Consider the following 13,493-nt stretch of genomic DNA (forward strand, 5'->3'; position numbering starts at 1 on the left):
CCGCGAGCAGACAAGGGGTTACCCCAGCAATCCCAGCGACATCGCCGTCGTCACGGCCGCCGTGCGGTCGGACACCCCCAGTTTGTGGAACGCCCGCAGCAGATGAGTCTTCACCGTGGCCTCACTGATGTGCAGGGCGCGGCCGATATCGGCGTTGGTGGCGCCCGTGGACACCAGGGCCAGTACCTCGGCCTCCCGCACCGACAATGTCACCGCCGGCGACCGGACCGCATTCATCAACCGGTCGGCAAGCCCGGGAGCCAGCACCGTCTTGCCGCGCGCTGCGTCGCGCACGGCGCGGGCCAGCTCGGCGCGGGAGGCGTCCTTGAGCAGGTAGCCGGTGGCCCCGGCCTCGACGGCGCGAAGGATGTCGGTGTCGCTTTCGTAAGTGGTGACCACGACGATGTGGATCGACGGATCGTCGGCCAGAATCCGTGCGGTCGCGGTGACACCGTCGATCCCGGGCATCCGCAGATCCATCAGGATGACGTCGGGGCGCAGCGTGTGGGCAAGCCCGATCGCCTCGGCCCCGGAGCCTGCCTCACCGACCACGGTCAAATCGTCCTCGGCGTCGATCATGCCGCGCAGCCCCTCACGGACCACCGGGTGGTCATCGACAAGTAGGACCGTCGTCATGCCGGCACCGCCACGACGACCCGCACGCCGCCGCCTTCCGGTGTGGACAGGGTCAGGGTGCCGCCCACCTGGTCCAGCCGGGCCCGCATGCCGCGTAGACCGAACCCCTCGAGGTGATCGGGTTGCAGTCCGACGCCGTTGTCGGACAAGGAAAGCCGCACCCCTTCAACGTCGGGTTGTAGCCGCACCTGTAGCTCGCTGGCCTGGGAGTGCCGGCGCACGTTCGTCATCGCCTCCTGTGCGCTGCGCAGCAGCACCACATCTACGGCCATGCCGAGCTGTGGTAGATCGTCGTCGATGCGGACGTCGATGGCGATGCCCGTTTCGGCAGCCAGGCGGTCGCACTGGCGGCGCAGCGCGGCGGACAGTGTGCCCTCCTCCAACGCGGCCGGCGTCAGCCGGGTCACCATGGTGCGGGCCTCGGCCAGGTTGTCGCGTGCTGTGTTGCGGATCAGCTCCACATGCCGGGCGGCGGCGGCCGGGTCGGAGTCGCTCTCGGCCTGTACCGCCTGGGCGAGCGCCACGATGCTGGTGAACCCCTGCGCCAGGGTGTCGTGGATCTCCCGGGCCAGCCGTTCCCGCTCGGCGGCCACCCCGGCTTCGCGTGAGAGCCGCGCGCTCTGGGCCCGGCTGGCCGCCAGTTCGGCGACCGTCTCCGTCAACTGTTGCCGCTGTCGCATGGTCGTCATGATCGTGGTGCCGATGATCGGTGCCGCTACCGCGCCCACCAGGGTCACCGCCGCCACCGCGGGCAGGCTCGGCCACCCCGGCCCGTGACTCACGACGGCAACGCCCAACGGCGCCAGGGTCACCAGGAAGGTCACCGTCAATGCCGCCGCCAGCGGCAGCGTCGCGAAGATCAGTGGGTAGAGCGCCGGAATCGCCGCGACGGCCGGGGGTGCTGCCAGCACCGCGACGAGCCACAGTCCGATCATCACTGCCACGAACGCTGCCGCTCGTGCCCGCACCGGACCGGCGATCGGATTTGCATCGCGAATGATGTTGCGTCCGAACACCAGAACGATCACCACCATCGACGCGAGCGCACCGCACGCCACCGGCAGATTGCCGCCGAAAGTGTGCCGCAGCAGGACGACGGCGAATATCGCCGCGATACACAGTCCGCAGACGTAGGTCTCCCACATCCAGTGCCAGTCAGTGGCGGATGGACCGGTTTCGGTCATCTGCCGATGCTAACGGCCCGACGGCCCCTCGGTGGCCACCCAGTTGCCGTGGAAGCCGTGCGGAACCCGGACCGGAATATGCACGGTGGCAACGGGTGCCAGGGTCTGGCCGTCGAGCAGCACCAGATCGCTGCGGTTTTCGGCGCGGTCGTAGACGAATCCCATCACCACGCCGTCGTTCTCCTCGGCGTCCGGCCCGGACGGGACGAAAACGAACTCGCCCGGTTCACGCCCGGGCCCGAAGTCGACACGGTCGGTGGTGCCCTCGCGCAGGTCGTGGCGCAGGATGGCGGCCGGCGCCGCATCCGGCTCCGACGGGAGGCTGACGGTATAGCCGTACCGGTGCGGCAGTCCTGTGAGTCGGTCATCGACGCGCGGGAACTCCTGGGTGGAGTCGTCGAGCCGCTGCTCGTGTACCCGGCCGGTGTGAAGGTCAATGGTCCAGCGGTCCAACGTGATCGAATCGGTGAACAATTGGTCACCGGTGGTGAACACCGCGGGATGGCGGACCACATCGAGCACGACCTGCTCGCCGTCGGGCGCGGTCTGGTCGTAGCCGTTGAGGGCGTGGAACACGTAGCAGGGCGGGATGTCGAACCACCGGATGTCAGCGGCAACGCCCTCGCGCGGCAGGAGGCCGATCCGGGCGCCATGCTCGGGCGCCCAACGGTAGGGCATGGCCGTCGTGGGCAGCGGGGCGCGTTCGGATCCGCGCATCGCTGCGCGCAGTACGAAATCCGGGACCGCATGGCGGGCGGCGAATCCGGTGAGCAACCGCGCCGCGGCGCGCGCTGGAGCGCTCTGGACCATGCCGGCCAGATCGAGCAGCACCGGCAGGTCGTAGAGCACCACATACTTTTCGGTCAGAGTGAAGTCATGCATCATCGTCTGTGTCCGCAGGGCGATATCGACTGTGCGCCGGACCCTGCCGTCCACACCGGTGACGGAATAGTTCACCAGGTTTCCGCGCAGCGGATTGTATGAGACGGCGTGCAGCTCACCGGTTTTCGGATCGTGCTTGGGGTGCGCGGTAAATCCGCCGAACAGCGTGCCGCAGAAGTCGGACGGACCCACGGTGTCGAGTTCGTCGGTGAGTTCATAGGGCCGTGCACCCGCCTCGGTGAGGACCAGGGTCTTGCCGGCATGGCCGATGATGTTGGTGTTGGCGGGAAAGTCGAATCCTCCGGCGTGCGCGCCACCTGCCCATTTTTCGCCCAGCTGACGGGCCACCGAGCTCGACCGGATCCAGCGATTCCGGTACCAGGTCGCCGCACCGTCGCGCAGCCGGATCCCGTGCGCCATGCCGTCGCCCAGGAACCAGTGATGATGCTTTGGATCGGGAGCCCGCAGTGGGTTGGGTCCGGTGCGCAGATAGCGCCCGTCGAGATAGTCCGGGATGGTGCCGGTGACGGTGAGGTCGGTGACGGTGACCTCGTCATGCACCGGTGCGAAGTTTCCGCTGAGAAACGGGTGCTCGGATTCCTGCTGAACCGCTTCGGTAGTCATACCCCTACGGTGCCCCTCCGGTCGCCTCCGCGCGACGACTTCCCGGCTGATTCGTCTGTCAACCGAACGATGGACAGGGCGTGCCTCGGTGACAGCGAACACTCGTCTGGAACCAGGTTCGGGTGTCACCCGCGTATGCGGCGAGGTCGGCCCTGGCGGGCTTGTTGCGGGTATTTGGTCAGTTGACCTATGATTAGGTCATACGACCAGTTTCCGAGAGTCGGCGGCGTCTCCGCGCACCGCGCGGCAACGCAGATCTCGACTGTGCATTGGCGTGATCGCAAACCCGTTGGATGCAGACGTCGATCCGCAAGGCCGACCTCGCTGAGAGGGATACAAGCTTGTGAAGAACGACAACAGAATCGGATCCCCGAAGGAATCCAAACTGAGCCCTGACAAGCGCACCAAGGGTAGGCGGCGAGGCAAGTGGCTTATCGGAGTCGCAGCACTTGTGATCGTTGCGGGGGGTGCGCTCTCTCAGTTTCCACTTCCGCAGAAGGACGGATCCCCGGCACCCGAGGACGACCCCGACTGGGAAGTAAGACCGATCTGGATGGGCACGCCTCCCGGCGACTGCGGCGTTCGAGCAGCGGAGACTCGCACACGCGATGAAGGCATGGGCTGGCGTCAGGTCACAACGATCAGAAACGTGTCCGACCCGACCATGACCGTGATCCGCCCAGACCCCGAAAAACGCACCGGAGCATCGATGGTGATCCTGCCTGGCGGCGGGTTCGCAGCGCTCGCTTGGGATTCAGAAGGAACAGAAGTTGGCGAGTTCCTCGCTCAGCGGGGGATCACTGCGTTCGTCCTCAAATATCGGGTCCAGAACCCGCGGCTGTGGCGTCTCGTTCCTTTTCTGTTGGGCAACGTGACGGCCGGAATCGATCCCGCTATTTCTGCTGCCGCCGCGGACGCGATGCAGGCGATGCGTGTCATTCTTGGCAATGCAGATGAGTACCAAATCGACCCCAATCGAGTTGGCATGATGGGCTTCTCGGCAGGGGCGATCACGCTCCTGCGTGTGCTCCAAGCCAGCAGCGCCGACGTACGTCCAGACTTCGCCGCATCGATCTACGGCTTCCTCTTGGAGGACGGCGCACTGCCGAAATCGACTCCCTTGTTCATCGCCGCGGCTCACCCCGATCCCGCTGTCGAGCACGCTAAGAAGATTGAAACGATCTGGAAGGATGCGGGTGCACCGGTGGAAACCCACATCTTCGAATCGGGCAGTCACGGTTTCGGGCTCGGGCAACCAGGAACAGACTCTGCCCGATTCCGGAACCTATTCGGCGAGTGGCTGGTCAACCGATGACACGAGAGCAGGCATCGCCTTCGGGCACTCGCGAAACGGTGCGGCGCCCTCGCCGCCGTCTCAAACTGCCTCTGCTGACCGTCAGCGTTGTGATCGTCGCGCCGAGCGCCCTTCTGACCGCCGGAACCTTTCTCCCGCGGGTCCCCTACCTCGGCGCTGTGGGGACATTGGTGTGGCCCACGCTCATCGGACCAGCACTCATTGTCGTCCTCGTCGGCACGCTGCTCGCGGTGGCTGCCTGGTTGCTCGGCAGCCGCCGGCTGGCACCAATCGTCGCCGCCGCAGGGGTCCTCGCGCTCGCCGGAACGTCAGTTGTTTTTGGAAGTCAGGTGCGGATCGCCGCGGACGCAGGCGTCCCTGTCACGCCAAGGGTGTTCTCCCTCCCGCTCGAGACAGCGTTACCAGACTCGACAGTCACGTACATGACCGACGACACCGGTGCACCCCTCACCATGGACATGTATCGACCGAGCGACAGCGTTGAACAGCCGCCGTCGGGTGCGCCGATCGTGGTGTACGTCCACGGGGGCGGGTGGATCGGCGGTGATCCCAAGGAGGTGTCCGCCGACCTCCGTTGGTTCGCCGATCAGGGTTACTGGGTAGTCTCGCCCGCGTACACGCTCGCGACCACGAGCCATCCAACGTGGGATACGGCGATGCCTCAGATCGGCTGCGCCCTGGTCTGGGCGGCCGATCATGCTGCCGAGTACGGTGCCGATGCGAACCGTCTCGCGGTGTGGGGGTCATCCGCCGGTGGGAACCTCGCCATCACGACGACGTATGCGGCGGCGAATGGACAGCTGAGCCCCGCCTGCGGCGGTGATGTGCCGAACGTGCGTGCGGTGGGTGGAGCGGTGCCCGCGGTCGACCCGGCCAATGTCTACGACAACCCCGACCCGCTCACGGGGCCCGCGACACGCGATATGGTCGCAACCTTCATCGGAGGGACGGTCGAGCAGCATCCCGAGCGCCTGCGCGCCGTCCAAGCAGCCACCTACATTTCGCCCCAGGCGCCACCCACTTTCCTCCTGATCAGCGAGGAAGATCGGCTTGTGCCGATGGACGGTATCCGACGGTTCGTCGAACGGGCCGCCAATGCGGGCGTCGACGTCACCACGCAGTACTGGCCGTGGGCTGATCACACCATCGCGGTCGGCCACAATTATCTTCCCAACCAGGCGCTGATCCATCGGCTGCTCGACCACTTCCGCAGCAACGGCGCGTAACACACGTTGCGCGTGTAGCAGGCTCGGATCACAACCCGCCCGGGCGGTGTTGCCGATCATCAATGGACAGGCAGGCGTAAAGGGTTTCGACGAGCTTGGTGGAGACGGACCAGTCTGTGTGATGGTTGCGCAGGAATCCGACCGCGACATGGTGAATGGGATCGGCAAAGCCGAGTTGCCCACCGGCGCCGAGGTGACCGAACGACTCCGGTGTGGGTCCGAACCGCCACGGTTTCGGTGCCGCGCCGAAGTCGCCTTCGTAACCAAGGGCGTACCGCATCTGTGGTGCTTTGAGCCACTTGGCCACGCCCCTGTCCGGCCACAAAGCGCTTGGGCCGCTGACGCATTCAGACCCGAACAGTTTGATGGAGGCGGGTGACACGATTTGGCGGCCGTCCACCTCGCCGCCCTGCGCCAGCGCGGAATACAACCGTGCAATGCTGCGCGCGTCGGCGCTACCGTTGGCGGCGGGGACTTCCAATTTTCGCACCCTGGGGAGGTTGAAAAAGTCGGGGTGGTCGGCGAGCGTCCCGCCGTGCATGCGGACAAAAGCCTGAGAGATCGCCGAATGTGTATTCCCAAGATGCTTTCTGGCCAGGGCCATCAAGATCTTGTTTTTGATTCCCGACGTATCAGGTACCTCGGTGATGCTGTCGGCCAGACGTCGCTGCTCTGCCTCCGGCGTTCCAATGTGAATCGCCAGTTCCAAGGGGACTGCGACCTCGCTCGCGAAGAAGGCGCCGACAGTCATGCCGGTCACCCGGCGAACCAACTCCTGGATCAACCAACCCACGCTGATGGCGTGGTAGCCGATACGCGTACCCGGCGCCCACACCGCGGGCGACGCGGCGATGCGCCGGGCGATCTCGTCGTATTCGTCCCAGCCGTTGCCGGACCAGTCGAGCAGGTCTCCCGGCTCGCAAAAGCACAGCATCCCAGACGTGTGGTTCAGTATGTGCCGTACGAGCGTCCGCTCCTTGCCCGCCTGGCCGTACTCCGGCCAGTAACGGATTACGGGCGCATCGACGTCGAGCAGGCCACGGTCGGCGAGTATCTGGACACAGAGCGCAGCGAAGCCTTTTGTCGCGGACATCGCGGTCGCCAGCGTGTCACGCTCCCATGGGATGTCAGGACGGGCCTGCCCGGCCCAGAGGTCCACTACCTCGACACCGTCGACGTACGCCGCGAACGCGCCTCCGCCCCGGCCCAGGTCGCTGTGTGCGAACGCTTCTTGCACCTCGGCGAATCCGCTCGCAATGGCACCCGAGACAATGGCCATGTCGCACCCTCCTGAACATTGCGCCCTTGACGTTCCGCAGCGCTCGGCCGGACTTACATCAACGCCTGCTGGTAAGGGGCCATGTCCATTTCGGGATACCGCATGGCGACGCCCTCGATCATTTCGGTCGTCCAGTAAGGGTCTCCCGGAAGCGGGAACCCAAAAAGGTGCCTCTCGCGGGGGTCGATCTCCGTGAGAAGCGAAGCCATCTCAGGCTTGGCGCCCTGGGCACCCCAACCCCGCCACTGCGTCCAATCAGACACAGAGGAGCGGTACACGAAGTGGTGGGAGATACGGTGTCCCTCAGCGGCAGTGAACGCACTACCGCGGTGAAGAGTAGTCATGTTGTAGAGCAGCAGGCTTCCCGCGGGTACTTCGACGGTGACTTCGTGCTCGTACAGATGCGCATACTCGCGTCGCGCTCGAAGATGCGGCTCACCTGCGCGCAGCGTGTCGACATTGCTGGGCAAAACACAAGTGGGACTGAGGTCTGCGGTGACATTGGTGTAGTAGAGGATCCCCTCGACCTGGCGGTATCCACTGTCGTTTCTTGGGAAGACCAGCGAGTTGTTCATCAGGTCACTGTGTAGCTCTTGGTCTTCCCAGGGCTGGTCCGCATAGCGAAACCATAGGAATGACAAGGATATTCGCAAGTCAGAGGTGCTGATGACATCCTCCATCAAATCGATCAGCCGCCGACTCATGACATTTCGTTGAATTCGTGCCGGAAAGTCCGCGAACTCGAGGAAGTATGGAGGTTCCTCATCGGCGTTGTTGTCGTATCCCGTCCAATGCGGGGTGACGCCCAGCCCGGCACTCTCGGTCTCTGCAAGTTGCTCGGGTGACAGGAACCCTTCGATGATGGTGTATCCCTGGTCAGTCAACTCCGTCGCATGGCGCTTCAAGACATGTCGTTCGTCCATCCTTCTTCCTTCCCAAAGTTGGTGCTGCGACACTAAAATTGGGACGACAGCACAGCCACGAGTTCCAGTGCGATGGCTTCGGCTTGTGGGGCGTGCCCGAACAGCGCAGGCGTGGTGTGAGTACTTCCCATGTATCGGATCGTTCGGACTGGAACACCTGCCCGCGCAAGTTGACCGGCGTAGAACTCGGCTTCTGAACGCAACGGGTCCATCTCGGCGGTGAATATGAGTGCTGCCGGCACACCGCTGAGGTCTGCAGCCAACAGGGGAGACAGCAACGGATTGTCCGCGTGCTCAGCGCCTCGGTACACCTTGGACATGGCCGCCATCGGGACGCTTCGGGCTGGATCCTTCATCTTTCCGGTGAGTTTTCGCGTCTGCCGTGTGATGTCGTAATCCTCCTTGCGCCAACGGAATCCTCGGGGTCGAGATCTGCCGAGCAGCAGGGCCGGGTTGATGAGAACCTGCCGAGCCACGTGGGGGCCGCCTTGATCTCGAGCCTTGAGCATGGCGGCGGCGGTGAGGTTTCCGCCCGCACTGCCACCGCCGACTACAATTCGCTGCCGGTCGATGCCGTAGCGATCGGCATGGCGGTACAGATGTTCGATGGCCGCATAAACTTCGTTGACCGCGTGCGGGAACTTGTATTCGGGACTCAATGAGTAATCCAGATCGAATACGACGGCGCCGCTGCGATCGGCGATGTACTTCAGCAACGGATCTCGCCCAGTCGGGCGCCCAGCGAAGAAGCCGCCGCCGTGGAGGTGCAGGAACGCAGGACGCATCTCGTTCGACGTCGAGCTACTCTCATACCTCCAGAGACGGTTGACGTTCCGCCACAGAACGACATCCTCGTACGCGGTGTTGACTGATTGCGAGGTCAAATCTGGTGTCGGCTCTCCCACCTCTGCGAGCAGAGTGTCGCCGAGATTCCGGAGGTCAACGAACATCGACGCCGGCCGGAACAGAAGCCGCAGCAGCGTCCGCGGGCTATTGACCCGGCGGGCAGCACGGGGCAACTCAGGTCGAGCGGCCGTCTCATGTCTCAGCACCCAAGGATCCACCAGGCCGGGCCGGAGATCTGACACCGACCGCTTCAGTTCTACATTGGAACCGTTGACCTCCACGTACTCAGCGACGTGCAAGAGTCGTTGGAGCGCTTGATCATCGTAGTGTCGCAGCATATTTTCTCCTTCGCGTCGGCCACTTGGTAGGCCCTGTGCAAGGCGTGGAATCGAGGCTGGGAAGGGCGATTTTGACGGAGATAGCTTGTGAGCGTGGAGAGTTACGCCGCCGCCCTGTCGATCGCAATCGCACGTAGCCCATGTTGTGCCGGCCACGCCGGGCAACCGTGGGCAGCTCCGTTGACTCCATGGCGGACGAGGCGACCTGACGTCGGACCGCCGGAATCAGCGTTTCACTCCGACGGCACGGCCGAAGATTGCGATGAGGTCTTCTCCGTATGAGAGAGCATCGAACTGAGGATCACGGAGGATGTTCTCAACCGCTGCATGAATCGCTGCACGCAGTGCAATGGCCACTGCCGCCACCGGGAAATCGTTGAACTCACCGGATTCTCGCCCTTCAGTCAAGTTCCCCGTCGGATCTAGAACCCGGGCTTCTTCGCGTAGTGCAGGATCAAGCTTTCGCTCATCTGCTCCGACTCCACCGGGCCGATACTCGTTTTCGATGTACGTCACCGCTGCGAGCAGCCTGCGATGATCGTTGTAGTACGAGACGCTCGCCCGGATGTAGGCAGCCAACCTGGCCGTGGCGGTGACCTCAGCCGAGACCGCCGGCCCTACGGCTGCGATAGCGGTACGAATCGTGTGCTCGACTATCGCGTCGACCAACCCATCTCTGGTGCCGAAGTGATACTGCACTGCGCTCATCGCGATCCCAACGCGGTCAGCGACCTTGCGGATCGATGTCTGCTCCCAGCCGATCTCTGCGATCACGTCAATCGCAGCGTCGACGATCTGCCTTCGTCGCGCCGTCCGCGTAAACGATGGGGAATCATTATTTAGCGGTCGCATGACCTAACTATAGGTCATACGACCAATCGCCTCCAAATGGTTTGCGTGACCGCTTGCGGGCGGCCCATGCTTGGGCTCACGTCGTGGCACGCAGGCTCAATGCGAGCAGCAGCCGCACGTCGGCGTCGTTGAGTGAGGCGCCCAGCAGTTGCTCCACCCGCCGGATCCGGTACCGCACGGTGTTGGGATGCACATGCAGGTGCTGGGCGGCCGCGGTGACGTCGCCGAAGCAGTCCAGGTACACACCCAGGGTCTCGGCGAGCACCGGCTCGTCGGCGCGCAACGTCTGCACCCGTGGATCGATCAGCCGGTCGTCGGCGGCGATCGCGGTGACGATCTCGTCGAGCAGCACCGTGGTGCGGGCCTCGGCCAGTGAGGTGACCGCGGCCAGAGTTCCGGGATGGCGCTCGGCAGTGTCGAGCACCCGGTCCACATCGGCGCGAGCACCCGCAGCGCCGGGCAGCCCGGCCACCGGGCTGGCGATCACCGCATGCAGCTGCAGCCCCAGCTCGGCTCGCAGCGCCGCCACGGTGCCCCGCACCCACGACGTCACTGCCTTGCCGGTGCTGGGGAACAACACGTAGACGCGGGACCCGGCCGACGCCATCTGAGCGTCGTGACGAAAAGCGCTGGCGCTCAACGCCAGCACGTCGGCGAGCCTGGTGTCGGGCGGTCCGCCGGCATTTCTCGCGTCTCCGGCGCGGCTGTCGAAGCCGATCACCGCGGCCCGACCGTCGACGGCCACCCCCAGTTCTCTTGCGATCAACTCCACCTCGACCGGAGCATCGGGCTCACCCAGCCCCAGCAGTTCCTGCACCCGTACGGCATGGGTCGACGGAGTGGCTGCCAGCCGGGCCATGATCCGCGCGGCCAGCACCGCGGCGCCGCGCAGTACATCCTCGGCATCATCAGCGAACGGGCGGCTGCCCTGCTGCACCCAGATGGTGCCGACGAAGGCCGGGGCCCGTCGCTCGTCGACGGTGGGTGCGAAGATGCCGATCGCCAACCGGGGGCGCAATCCCAACTCAGGCCGCTCGGCCACCCGCACTGCCTCCGGCCGAGACCGCAGCGCGTCGAAGATGCCCCATTGGGCGATCCAGGCCAGATGCTCCGGCGGGCCCGCCCGGCCGAGAATCGACAGCCGGCGCAGCTCATCGGCCTCGTCGCTGGAGGCCGAATACGCCAGAACGTGTGACTGGGCGTCTTCGATGCTGACCATGCCGTGCGTGCGTTCGGCCACGGATTGGGCCAGGCCGAACAGGTCGGTGCCCGAATCGTGAAGCGCGCCGTCACTGTGGTGCTCGAAGACGTGATTCACCAGCCGGTACAGCCGTTCCCATCGAGCCCGTGGATCGACGGCCACCACCGCGATGCCTCCCGCCACCGCACGTTCGACGACGGTGCCCGACGGCTCCTTGATGAAGATTGCAGCGGGCACCCGGCGCACGGCCTGCTGGTCGACCCAGCGCAGAGCGTCGGCCTCGGAGACCCCGAGCAGGAAGAACACGTCGGCCGCACCTGCGGACGGGGCCAGGCCCAGGCGCACGTCATCGGAATCGATCAGCGCAGCCGAGGCCACGGGCAGATCGAGGCCGCGGGGAGCCTGAACGAGCCGGACCAGCGTGGCGTCCAGTGCCAACAGCAGTTGGCCCAGGCTGACACCGGTAGCGCGCATATTGTCTGATTCTACTGATATGCGCGGTAACGCTTGTCGGATCGGACAAGTGTTACGTGGGTCACTTCGGGGATTCTTGACTCATGGATGCCATCACCGACGTGCCCGCGCCGGCCAACGAGCCGGTTCATGACTACGCACCGGGCTCGGGGGAACGCGCCCGGCTCACCACCGCGCTCGGCGAACTGGCCGGCGCCCCGATCGACCTGCCGCATGTCATCGGCGGCAAGCACACGATGGGCGGCGGCACGCGCATCGATGTCGTGCAACCGCATCGCCACAGCGCGAAGCTGGGCACCCTGACCAACGCCGAACACGCCGACGCCGCTGCGGCCATCGACGCCGCACTGGCCGCCAAGTCCGACTGGGCCCGGATGCCGTTCGACGAACGCGCCGCGGTGTTCCTTCGCGCGGCCGACCTGCTGTCCGGTCCATGGCGGGAGAAGATCGCCGCGGCCACCATGCTCGGTCAGTCGAAAACCGCCTATCAGGCCGAGATCGATGCCCCCTGCGAGCTGATCGACTTCTGGCGGTTCAACGTCGAGTTCGCCCGAGAGATCCTGGCGCAGCAGCCCATCAGCAGCCCCGGTGTCTGGAACCGCACCGACCACCGGCCGCTGGAAGGTTTCGTCTACGCCATCACGCCCTTCAACTTCAGCGCCATCGCAGGCAATCTGCCCACCGCGCCCGCCCTGATGGGCAACACCGTGGTGTGGAAACCCTCGCCCACCCAGACGTTCGCGGCCTACCTGACCATGCAGCTACTGGAGGCCGCCGGGCTGCCGCCCGGAGTGATCAACCTGGTGACCGGCGACGGGATCGCCGTATCCGAGGTGGCGCTGGCAGAGCCGCGACTGGCCGGCATCCACTTCACCGGCTCGACCGCCACCTTCCAGCACCTGTGGCGTGAGGTCGGTGCGAACATCGACCGCTACCACACCTATCCACGTCTGGTCGGCGAGACCGGCGGCAAGGACTTCGTGGTCGCGCACGCCTCGGCCCGTCCAGATGTCCTGCGCACCGCCCTGATTCGCGGTGCCTTCGACTACCAGGGGCAGAAATGCTCGGCCGCCTCTCGGGCCTTCATCCCACGCTCGGTATGGCACCGAATGGGTGACGAGTTCCTCTCGGCCACTTCGGAACTGAAATATGGCGATGTCACCGACCTGACCAACTACGGCGGGGCCGTCATCGACGGCCGCGCCTACGCCAGGAACGTCGCGGCGATCGAGCGGGCAAAGGGTGCCGCCGGCGTGACCATCGCCGCCGGTGGCGAATATGACGACAGTGAGGGCTACTTCGTGCGGCCCACCGTCCTGCTCTCCGACGATCCGACCGACGAGGCTTTCTCCACCGAGTACTTCGGTCCGATCCTGGCCGTGCACGTCTATCCCGACGCGGAGTACGAACGCATCCTCGACGTCGTGGACACCGGCGCCCGCTACGCCCTGACCGGCGCGGTGATCGCCGACGATCGTGGTGCGGTGCTCACTGCCGCCGACCGACTGCGGAATGCCGCAGGCAACTTCTACGTCAACGACAAACCGACCGGCGCCGTCGTCGGCCAGCAACCCTTCGGCGGATCGCGCGCCTCGGGCACCAACGACAAGGCCGGCTCGCCGTCGAACCTGATGCGCTGGACCTCGGCGCGCTCCATCAAAGAGACCTTCGTGCCGCCCACCAACCACATCTACCCGCACATGGGGGTCTGAG

General features: G+C 65.2%; 11 protein-coding genes. 3 read left to right on the forward strand and 8 right to left on the reverse strand.

Annotation, left to right across the window (positions count from 1 at the left end):
* Positions 1-18 precede the first annotated feature (18 nt).
* From ACZYZF_RS16955 to ACZYZF_RS16965, 3 genes are read right to left on the reverse strand one after another with little or no spacing between them, the layout of a single operon-like run.
* On the reverse strand, positions 19-636 hold the full coding sequence (locus tag ACZYZF_RS16955; protein ID WP_463746390.1) for a response regulator: 618 nt from the start codon (positions 634-636) through the stop codon (positions 19-21).
* Positions 633-1,820, reverse strand: a complete 1,188-nt coding sequence (locus tag ACZYZF_RS16960) for a sensor histidine kinase (RefSeq protein ID WP_463746391.1) — start codon at positions 1,818-1,820, stop codon at positions 633-635. The genes ACZYZF_RS16955 and ACZYZF_RS16960 overlap by 4 nt, the downstream gene beginning before the upstream one ends.
* 9 nt (positions 1,821-1,829) lie before the next feature.
* Positions 1,830-3,326 carry a carotenoid oxygenase family protein gene (locus tag ACZYZF_RS16965; RefSeq protein WP_463746392.1) on the reverse strand — a complete coding sequence of 499 codons (1,497 nt, stop codon included), beginning with the start codon at positions 3,324-3,326 and terminating at the stop codon, positions 1,830-1,832.
* Positions 3,327-3,975: 649 nt separating this feature from the next.
* On the opposite strand from ACZYZF_RS16965, the gene ACZYZF_RS16970 reads away from it, so the two are divergent.
* The gene (locus ACZYZF_RS16970) at positions 3,976-4,641 is read left to right on the forward strand and encodes an alpha/beta hydrolase (RefSeq protein WP_463746393.1); all 666 of its coding nucleotides are present in this window, start codon (positions 3,976-3,978) and stop codon (positions 4,639-4,641) included.
* 422 nt (positions 4,642-5,063) lie between these two features.
* Positions 5,064-5,867, forward strand: a complete 804-nt coding sequence (locus ACZYZF_RS16975; RefSeq protein ID WP_463836331.1) for an alpha/beta hydrolase fold domain-containing protein — start codon at positions 5,064-5,066, stop codon at positions 5,865-5,867.
* A gap of 28 nt (positions 5,868-5,895) precedes the next feature.
* On the opposite strand, the gene ACZYZF_RS16980 is transcribed toward ACZYZF_RS16975, so the two are convergent.
* The 5 genes from ACZYZF_RS16980 to ACZYZF_RS17000 all read right to left on the reverse strand — a co-directional run bounded on the left by ACZYZF_RS16980 (position 5,896) and on the right by ACZYZF_RS17000 (position 11,780).
* On the reverse strand, positions 5,896-7,146 hold the full coding sequence (locus ACZYZF_RS16980; RefSeq protein ID WP_463746395.1) for a serine hydrolase domain-containing protein: 1,251 nt from the start codon (positions 7,144-7,146) through the stop codon (positions 5,896-5,898).
* Between the two features lie 53 nt (positions 7,147-7,199).
* Positions 7,200-8,069, reverse strand: coding sequence for a phytanoyl-CoA dioxygenase family protein (locus ACZYZF_RS16985; RefSeq protein WP_463746396.1), 870 nt, complete (start codon positions 8,067-8,069; stop codon positions 7,200-7,202).
* Between the two features lie 32 nt (positions 8,070-8,101).
* The gene (locus ACZYZF_RS16990) at positions 8,102-9,196 is read right to left on the reverse strand and encodes an alpha/beta hydrolase (RefSeq protein WP_463746397.1); all 1,095 of its coding nucleotides are present in this window, start codon (positions 9,194-9,196) and stop codon (positions 8,102-8,104) included.
* A 282-nt stretch (positions 9,197-9,478) separates the two neighbouring features.
* Positions 9,479-10,105, reverse strand: coding sequence for a TetR/AcrR family transcriptional regulator (locus ACZYZF_RS16995; RefSeq protein ID WP_463746398.1), 627 nt, complete (start codon positions 10,103-10,105; stop codon positions 9,479-9,481).
* A 76-nt stretch (positions 10,106-10,181) separates the two neighbouring features.
* Positions 10,182-11,780 (reverse strand): PucR family transcriptional regulator, encoded by a 1,599-nt coding sequence (locus tag ACZYZF_RS17000; protein ID WP_463746399.1) that lies wholly within the window; start codon positions 11,778-11,780, stop codon positions 10,182-10,184.
* Between the two features lie 83 nt (positions 11,781-11,863).
* On the opposite strand from ACZYZF_RS17000, the gene pruA reads away from it, so the two are divergent.
* Positions 11,864-13,492, forward strand: coding sequence for an L-glutamate gamma-semialdehyde dehydrogenase (pruA, locus tag ACZYZF_RS17005; RefSeq protein ID WP_463746400.1), 1,629 nt, complete (start codon positions 11,864-11,866; stop codon positions 13,490-13,492).
* The last annotated feature ends 1 nt before the right edge of the window (position 13,493 follow it).

The organism is Mycobacterium sp. IDUB_24 (genome assembly GCF_055419385.1).

Coding starts and splice junctions, on each gene's coding strand:
- ACZYZF_RS16960 (WP_463746391.1), bottom strand. CDS start 1,820: ATGACCGAAACCGGTCCATCCGCCACTGACTGGCACTGGATGTGGGAG.
- ACZYZF_RS16995 (WP_463746398.1), bottom strand. CDS start 10,105: ATGCGACCGCTAAATAATGATTCCCCATCGTTTACGCGGACGGCGCGA.
- ACZYZF_RS16985 (WP_463746396.1), bottom strand. CDS start 8,069: ATGGACGAACGACATGTCTTGAAGCGCCATGCGACGGAGTTGACTGAC.
- ACZYZF_RS16980 (WP_463746395.1), bottom strand. CDS start 7,146: ATGGCCATTGTCTCGGGTGCCATTGCGAGCGGATTCGCCGAGGTGCAA.
- pruA (WP_463746400.1), top strand. CDS start 11,864: ATGGATGCCATCACCGACGTGCCCGCGCCGGCCAACGAGCCGGTTCAT.
- ACZYZF_RS16975 (WP_463836331.1), top strand. CDS start 5,064: ATGACCGACGACACCGGTGCACCCCTCACCATGGACATGTATCGACCG.
- ACZYZF_RS16965 (WP_463746392.1), bottom strand. CDS start 3,326: ATGACTACCGAAGCGGTTCAGCAGGAATCCGAGCACCCGTTTCTCAGC.
- ACZYZF_RS16955 (WP_463746390.1), bottom strand. CDS start 636: ATGACGACGGTCCTACTTGTCGATGACCACCCGGTGGTCCGTGAGGGG.
- ACZYZF_RS17000 (WP_463746399.1), bottom strand. CDS start 11,780: ATGCGCGCTACCGGTGTCAGCCTGGGCCAACTGCTGTTGGCACTGGAC.